General features: G+C 39.9%; 3 protein-coding genes and 2 pseudogenes (1 of these 5 cut by a window edge). 3 read left to right on the top strand and 2 right to left on the bottom strand.

What is annotated here, in order from left to right:
- Window positions 1-86 precede the first annotated feature (86 nt).
- The 3 genes from L654_RS01000000125980 to L654_RS0111910 all read left to right on the top strand — a co-directional run bounded on the left by L654_RS01000000125980 (window position 87) and on the right by L654_RS0111910 (window position 4943).
- Window positions 87-2675 (top strand): TonB-dependent receptor, encoded by a 2589-nt coding sequence (locus tag L654_RS01000000125980; RefSeq protein ID WP_225305751.1) that lies wholly within the window; start codon window positions 87-89, stop codon window positions 2673-2675.
- A gap of 113 nt (window positions 2676-2788) precedes the next feature.
- A complete protein-coding gene (locus L654_RS1000000128280) occupies window positions 2789-2962 on the top strand; it encodes a hypothetical protein (RefSeq protein WP_225305752.1) in 174 nt (57 codons plus the stop codon).
- Window positions 2963-3035: 73 nt separating this feature from the next.
- Window positions 3036-4943: a prolyl oligopeptidase family serine peptidase gene (locus L654_RS0111910; protein WP_024608127.1), complete on the top strand. Its 1908-nt coding sequence runs from the start codon at window positions 3036-3038 to the stop codon at window positions 4941-4943.
- 128 nt (window positions 4944-5071) lie between these two features.
- Here L654_RS0111910 and L654_RS01000000125985 read toward each other — a convergent pair.
- Both L654_RS01000000125985 and L654_RS01000000125990 read right to left on the bottom strand, forming a co-directional pair.
- Window positions 5072-7458 (bottom strand): annotated as a pseudogene (locus L654_RS01000000125985) (glycoside hydrolase family 15 protein).
- A 10-nt stretch (window positions 7459-7468) separates the two neighbouring features.
- Window positions 7469-8530 (bottom strand): annotated as a pseudogene (locus tag L654_RS01000000125990) (MFS transporter) (it continues 456 nt past the right edge of the window).

Consider the following 8530-nt stretch of genomic DNA (forward strand, 5'->3'; position numbering starts at 1 on the left):
GGCTGGTGCTCAAATAGATAATACATTTGGTGGTTTTGTACTAGATAACGGTCCCGGCGCTGCAACTATCGGATTTCGTGGTTTAGGTGCTAGATAACGGTCCCGGCGCTGCAACTATCGGATTTCGTGGTTTAGGTGCTGAACGAACTCTTGTACTTATTAATGGCCGAAGAATGGCTCCTGCTGGCGTTGGTGGTGCACCAACATCCCCTGATTTGAATTTAATACCTGGCGTAATGATTGAGCGTGTAGAGAATTTATTTGATGGCGCATCAACCGTTTATGGTTCTGATGCGGTAGCTGGTGTAGCTAACGTAATATTGAAAAAAGATGTTGAAGGTTTTATTTTTGATGCATCTTATCGTCAACCTAAAGGTGAAGGCGGTGAAGAAACTGTACTTTCGGGCATGTGGGGCAAAACCATGGATAATGGTTTTATCACTGTAGGCGTTGAATATTCAGAACAAAAATCTCAATCTTTATCTGGTAACCCTTTTGTTAAAGGATGTGAAGAGCGTATTTGGGAAGCTGAAGATGGCAGTATCGTGACGAGAAACAGTGGCTATGGTCCTGTAGCGAGTGGTGAAGATTCATGTGACATTTTCCCTCTAACAAATCGTATTAGCGTACCTTCTTTCTTTGGTAGTGTTTATTACACTCCTAACTTCACAAATACTGGTATTCCAAACTTCAGCGAATCAACTGTACCATCAAGTCTTGAAGGATTTTTACCTTCATGGGTAGCTGGCGATTTCGATGGTGACGGTATAAACGATGGTGTATTTGTTGATGGAAACGGCGATGGTTTCCGTGACGTTGATTTCCAAGACCCTCTATACGCTTTCCAACAATCTGATTACTACAAAAGCGGTGATTACAGAAGTAAAAATGAACGTATTTCATTAATGCTTAATGGTGAATACAACTTCCAAGATGATAACGATACAACTTTCTACTACGAAGGTTTATACGCTAGTCGTAAATCACCAATTTTTAGCCCTGGTGCACAAATATTCCAACAAGTAGCGGCGTCAAACCCGTATAACCCTTGTGGTACAAACGGTATTGACTGTTTTGGCGTGTTAGGTGTGGGCCCTGGTGGACCAGAAGCAGTTCAGCCAATCATCAACATTCGTGGTGACCGTGATCAAACTGAGGTTGAAGTTTCACAATATCGTTTAGTTACCGGTGTTACTGGTAATCTTGGTATGTTCGAAAACATTGGTTTAGACAATTGGTACTATGACGCTTCTGTATCGTACAGCGCATCTAAAGGTACTGACCACCGTGTTGGTATTGATGAAGAGCGCTTAATTAACTCTTTAGAAACTGCTGTTCTTAATGATGATGGTACTGTTACCTGTGGTACCGGTTCTGATGGATGTGTTCCTGTTAATTTATTTGCAGACAGTATTTACCAAGAAGGTGGCGGTACGCTTTCACCTGAAGAAGCGGCCTATTTATTTATTGACCGCGACATCGAAACTAAAGTAAACCAGTTTGTTTTTAATGCATTCATGGGTGGTGACTTCTTCGCACTACCATGGAATAACGAAACTGTTGCAGGTATCGTTGGTATTGAATATCGTCGTGATGAGATTGAATCAAATCCTAATGCAGCAGCATCACAAGGCTTACTATGGGGCTACTTTGCTGACCAAGGCGCTGATGGCTCTCGTAATCTAAAAGAAATATTTACAGAAGTTGACTTCCCTTTACTTAAAGGAGTAAAAGGTGCTGAAGAACTTACATTTACAGCTTCTGGCCGTGTTTCTGAAGAATCTTTCTACGATGCTGAATCAACTTATAGCCTTAAAACTATCTACCGTCCTGTTGATTGGTTTACTCTTCGTGCTACAAAAGGTACTTCTTATAGAGCGCCAAACTTACGTGAACGTTTCTTAAACGGTACGTCTGGTTTTAATACAGTTGCCGATCCATGTGTTGTTCCGGAAGATGCTCGTAATATTGACCCTTTGAACCCAGGTTCAGCAGCTACATATAATGCAGCTGAAGAAACACGCGATACAGCGGTATTAAACGCTTGTCAAGCATCAGGTATTGATCCAACTACTCTTGGCTTAGGTCAAGGTGGGACTGATTCATATACTGCTACTTACAGCGCTGAGATTGAAACTGGCGGTACAACTGAGCTTAGTGCTGAAACATCAGTAGCTAAAACATACGGTTTTATCTTTGAACAACCGTTCACTGATGCATTTGATTTAACAATGTCATTAACTCGTTTTGATATTGAAGTAACAAATAGTATTGCAGAGCCAAGTGCTTTCTACAGTATTGGTCAGTGTTATTCTGCAGATGGTAATGATGCTTTTTGTAGCCGTATAGGGCGTGACGAAAATGGTCAAATTGATTTAGTTGATGCTAGCTTTATCAATATTGGTTTAATCTCATCTAAAGGTTTTGATTATAATATCTACTTTGAAACAGATACGGTAATTGCAGAAGAAAACTTAGGTATTACACTAGACCTTCAAGCTACGCGTATGACAGAGCAAGTTTTTGATGTACTTGGTACTATTGATGACAATATGGGTGAGCCAGATTCACCAGAATGGCGCGGTACAGCACGCTTACAACTTAAATATTCTGATTTTAGATTTACTGGGAAACACGTTTCATCGGTAAAGGTCGTGAAGATGAAGATGATTTAGGTGAATTCGAAGAAGGTACTGCAGGTTGTCGTGGTTTAACTGACGCAAATGGTGCTCCACTTAAATGTCGCCCTGTTGGTTTCACTGATGACTACTTTGTACATAACATCGGTATGACTTGGTCTAACGATGCTTATAAAGTGAACTTTGGTGTACGTAACGTATTTAATGAAGCTCCACCAAAAGTAGATCCAAATGGTTCTTTCTCAAATACTAACATCCCTCTAGGTGTTGGTTATGATACTTCAGGACGTAGCCCATACATCAGTTTTACAGCTTCTTTTTAATTAGAATTGGCTGAGTATATATTCAATCCAGATGGCCTAAAATTTTAGGCCATTTTTTTTGAGGGAATAAAAAATGAAACTTAAAAAAAGAATGTTAGTAGGATTTACCTTACTAAGCCTATCTTCTTTCGCTAATAGCGAAACTGAAGATGCGACACAAGTGAGCAGTATCGATGCTTTCTCAATGTCATCGGCTATCCGTAGTGTTGTAGCATCACCTGATGGTAAGAAGCTTGCTATTTTAAGAGCGACTACCAAAAATGGTGACTATATAATTGAGATAAGAGATCCAAATAACCTAGAAGCAGACCCCGTAAGGTTGGGCGCTGATAAAATGCTGATATCTTCCATCGTGTGGTTAAACGATGAAAAACTTGGCGTTATGTTTAGACAAATACTAGAAGACGGAAGTCGCAAATACTGGGTTAATAAGTTTGCAATAACTGATGCAGATGGTGAAGGCGACTGGTTATTACCATTTAAGAAAAAGCGAAATGTTCAATTTAATATAATAAATATACTTCCAGACAAAAAAGATGAAGTACTCGTAGAAGTTGATATTAACAATAACTACATTCCAGATGTAGTGAGATTTAATATTAACACTGGACGAAGCGTTACTGTAATGCGCGGAAATGAAAAAGTATCAGGCTCGTTTGTTTCTGACTACGATGGTGAAATAAGAATAGCCCAAGGTTGGAATAAGTCTGATAACGCAATCGATTATTATGCCCGAGATAAAGGCAATGATGATTGGAAAGTAATTAAGCAAGTTAGTCCTAAAAAGCGTGAAAACTTTGAGATATTAGGATTTGCAAAAGGTAATCCTAACGAAGTTTATGTTAACGCCAACTTAGGCGAAAATACGACTGGCATTTATATTTACAACATTAAAACAGGTCAGTATTCTGAACGTCAATTTGGTCTTAAATCTGTAGATACAGACGGTGTTATACTTGATACCGACGGTACTTTACAAGGCTTTCGCTATACAACCAAGCAGCCTAAGTTTTATTTCACAGACCCAAACCTTCAAGCACTTAACGAATCTGTTGCTTCTTTATTTAAAGATAAATTTGTACAAATCATTAGTAGTTCTGATAACGATAACGTATTAGTAGTGAGAGTATCTGCTGACGATAACCCAGGCAGCTATTACATTGTTACTAATAAACAGAAGCTGACTAAAATTGGTGACCGACTTCCGTTTATTGATAAAAGTAAATTAGGATCCGTTAAATATATCTCTTATAAAGCGAGAGATGGACGTAAAATAAAAGCGTATGTAACCATTCCTGCGACTAAAGGTCCTTACCCTGCGATAGTACTTCCTCACGGCGGTCCTTGGGTGCGTGACTCTATTGTATTTGATGACTGGGCGCAGTTACTCGCCTATCATGGTTACGTCGTTATTCAACCAAACTATCGTGGTTCTACTGGTTACGGTTTAGAGCATTGGATAGCCGGTGATAATAACTGGGGTTTGAAAAAACAAGATGATTTAGACGACGCGGCACAATATTTAATAGATAAAGGCTTAGCAACAAAAGATAAGCTTGCTTTATTTGGTTGGAGTTATGGCGGTTATGCTGCATTTGCTGCATCTATGCGTGAAAACAACATATATAAATGTGTTGTTGCCGGTGCGGGTGTAAGTGATTTAAGTCGTATCAATGCAACTCTCAACGAAAATCGCTTTTTAAGTATCTTACAACGCCCTACGATTACAGGTGTCTCTCCTGTAGAGCAAGTAAATAAAGTAAATATTCCTATACTGGTTGTACATGGCGATATCGACAGTCGTGTTCCAGTAAAACACAGTAGAGACTTCGTATCTGAGCTTGAAAAGTACAAAAAAGACTTTAAATATATTGAGCTTGAAGATGCCGATCACTTTTCTGATACGCTTTTCTACGATCATAAAAAAGAATTTTATACCGAGTTGTTATCATGGTTTGATAATAAGTGTGGCCTCAAATAATGTAACTAAAAAGTGACATTCATTTTATTTGAAGAGCATTCTTTTGTCTTAATATTAAGTGAGTACATAACAAAAAGGCTTCTAAATTTATTTAGAAGCCTTTTTTAATAACTACAGCATATTTTATATTAGTCTTTAAGCGACTCAGCTACCACCGGATAATAGTCCCAAACTTGTTTATCACTGAGTGAGCGTACAAGCTTAATGTATTCTGCGTGTGTCCAAGCTAGAGGTGTTGCTGAGTTTGTGCCCTCACCTAACGCATAACCTGCTTTATTTACACCCACGCCATCCCATACTTGCTCAGGTAGCATCATGCCGCTATTGGCAAACTGCTCTAAACCTTTTACGTAACTATTTTTAATGTCCGCTTGTTTTGCATCATCTAGCGTATTATTTGCGTTTGCAGCCGCTATTTCATAGTGTCCGCGTTCGCCTGTAAAAAATGGCCATACACGACCACGTTGGCCTGGCGTGTTGCTCCCGCTTTCGGCATAGTTAGTACCTGTGGTTTCATCTTCGCCGTAACCGTCGTTGCCATAACGGCGATAGCCTGCAAATGTGCCGCTACCATCGGTAAAGTTAAAGCTGTATTTAACTTGTAAGTTATCTTCAAGCGTTTCGTCGTCATACTCAGGTAGGGTTTTAACTATACTTGAATCGTTGGCACTTCTTACTCCATAGCGGACTAATTCTAAAAAACCACCATCTAAAACCTGCTTTTTGTTAAAACCTTCACGGCCATTGTTGGCGTTAATTTTAGTATTAGAGTTAGCGTCGGTGTCTTGACCTATACGAATAAAATACTCGCCATCGGTGCTATCACCTTTTAAATTACCTTCGGTGGTAAACATTTGCGATTCTATATTACTGTTGTACTTTTTAGCCGTTGCTAAATAACGATCTGCATTTTGAGTATCACCACTCAGTATTGCTATGTCACTGGCTGNGCCGTTGTAGAGGGAGAATAACCACTTTGCTCTTCCCAGCGCTCTTGCTGTGTTGCAGGTGGAGTGATTTGCATGTCGTTCCATAAAATTTTAGCTCTTCCGCCATCAACTAAAAAGTCAGCTGCCGGTTTTAGCATGCGTGCGTACCAATCTTTAAGTTCGTTATCACTTAGTACGTTTGCTTGATGTAACTTCCACGCGAGCATAATTGGCATAGCCGTTTGATCTAGCTGTACCCCTACCCATTCAAGTCCACCGTCAACATGTGTTTTTTGTAAAAACCATCCTGTATCACCATTGTTACCCTGGGTTTTGCTAGTAACTTGTACTTTTTCAAGGTATTCGAAGGCCGTTTTTGCAGTGGCTGTATCGCCTAAGGCCATAAATGCCATAGCTACTTGATAAAAATCACGAACCCATACCGCTTTGTAACCTGTAGAACCCTCTTTGGCTGAAACAGTTTCACCCCAAGGATTAGAAAGTGAGGCAATGAGCGCACCCGCATTGGTTTTGTCTTCTTGCGCTTTTAGTACCATTGCACTGGTATAAAGTAGTTTACCGTCATCGGCTGTTTGCTTAACCATTGTATTTAATGGCTCAAGGCTTTGTAAATAATCTTCCCAGCCTAGCGCTTCACCTTTACCGTTGTAGGCATCAAGCACATTTTGATAACCTTTAGATAAGCTCTGTGCACCTTGTTGCTGGCTTTGCTGCTGCGTTTTACCAAAGCTTAGTGCTAAATCAAATGTGGTATTACTATCGATATTACCAAGCTCTGCCAGCAGAGTGACGTTACCGGCCTTATCGCCAGTGTTTGAATATTGTTTGCTTAGTGTGTGTTGTTTTTTAAGTGAGGTGATGCCATCGCTCACACCAGTAAAGCCTACACTTTGCATTTTGAATGGCGTAGATGATTGCAACGTTAAAAAGTTATCGTCTTCCCAGGCAACTAAGCCTTGCTCAGTGGTTTTTGCAAAATCACCTAAGCCGTTATTGTTTATATAAGGGTTAACAGCAACATACGCTTTCACGCCTTTAAGTGATGTATTAAAAATACTGCGTACAAACAATGTTTGTCCGTCAGGGTCGGTGAATATGTGTTTTTCGAGGGTAAAACGCCCTTTCTTATCTGTACTTGTTACTTTGTAAGCAAGCGTTAGTGGTCTGCCTTTATCGTCTTTATGTAAGTAATCAATTGTAACGTCTAAGTCGTCAGCTTCAGTGACTGTAAAATCTTTACCGGTTACTACAAACTGCATATCTTTAATTTGAGCTTGGTGAATGAGTCCAAACATAGTTTCGGTGATCATACCTTTGGCAATTGAAAACCATACTTTTGATACTTCACCTGTCGCAGCGTTGTTATTATATTGGCCGTTTTGGTATTGCTCAAAAGAAGTACCAATTCCGGTTTTACCCGCGTAAGCCCAAAATGGTTCAACACCTGGTGCGCCAGGAGCTGCTGAAACTGTAGCGTCAATATTTTCGTTATTCGTATTTTGTGCACCACAGGCTGTTAAGCCCAAAGTTAAAAGAGCGGTAGTAATAAGGTTATATTTTTTCATTGTGTGACCCTTAGTTTGAATTTTTAACGCGCATTACAGCAATCGCAGCAACAACGAATGATGCAGCACCAATTAATAATGCGTAAATAGGCTGGTTAGAAAATACGTGGCGTAAAATAAGCCCTAAAATACTAGCAGCAAGCAATTGCGGTATAACAATAAAGAAGTTAAAAATACCCATATACACACCCATTTTATTACTCGGTAGTGCATTACTTAACATTGCATAAGGAAGCGATAAAATAGAAGCCCATGCAAAGCCAACGCCTATCATTGGGATAAGAAGCATTTTTGGATCTGTTATAAACATAAAGCTCGCAAGGCCCAATGCGCCTAGTAATAAGTTAAAGCAATGTGCGCCTTTTAAGCCCATCTTTTTAACTAAGAATGGAATACACATAGCGGCAATAGCCGCAAAGCCATTGTAAGCTGCAAATAAAATACCGACCCAATCAGCCCCATCGTTAAAGGCTTTACTTGTTGCATCACTGCNCTGCCGTAATGAAAGCTTGTTACTGCGGCTGTGGTGTATATCCACATAGCAAACAACGTAAACCAGCTAAAAAACTGCACCCAAGCAAGCTGCTTCATTGCCTCTGGCATGGTAAATACATCTTGTACTACTTGGTAAAAACCGCCTTGTATTTTGTTAGCAGCCTTTAATGCGCTTGCTATCCACTGCACAATACCAAACGCTAGTAAGCCACCAGCAAGTAGGTATAACTCTTTTTCAAGCGATAAACCCATTACTAATGCAAGGGTTGCTAAACCTAGCACCACAAAAATAATGGCACCTTTATTGAAGTTGATATCTACTAATGCGGTGTTAGTCGGTTTGGCAGTGTGGTTTTCAAAAGCAGCTAATTGCTCAGGGCTATATTCTTTGGTTCGCATAACTGTCCAAAGAACTGCGACTAGCAATACGACCCCACCCCAATAAAATGAATATTTAACAGATTCAGGGATTTGCCCTGGCGCAGCGGTGTTACTAACATCAAACCAATTGGTCATCATCCATGGTAGCGCTGAGGCTAATACTGCACCAATACCAATAAAAAAGCTTTGCAAGCCA

The sequence above is a fragment of the Pseudoalteromonas sp. TAB23 genome, assembly GCF_000498075.1.
In the GTDB taxonomy this organism is placed as follows: Bacteria; Pseudomonadota; Gammaproteobacteria; order Enterobacterales; family Alteromonadaceae; genus Pseudoalteromonas; species Pseudoalteromonas arctica.

Bases quoted from the DNA above. Each gene is read 5' to 3' on its own strand.
- L654_RS0111910 (WP_024608127.1), top strand. From the start codon at position 3,036: ATGAAACTTAAAAAAAGAATGTTAGTAGGATTTACCTTACTAAGCCTA.
- L654_RS1000000128280 (WP_225305752.1), top strand. From the start codon at position 2,789: ATGACTTGGTCTAACGATGCTTATAAAGTGAACTTTGGTGTACGTAAC.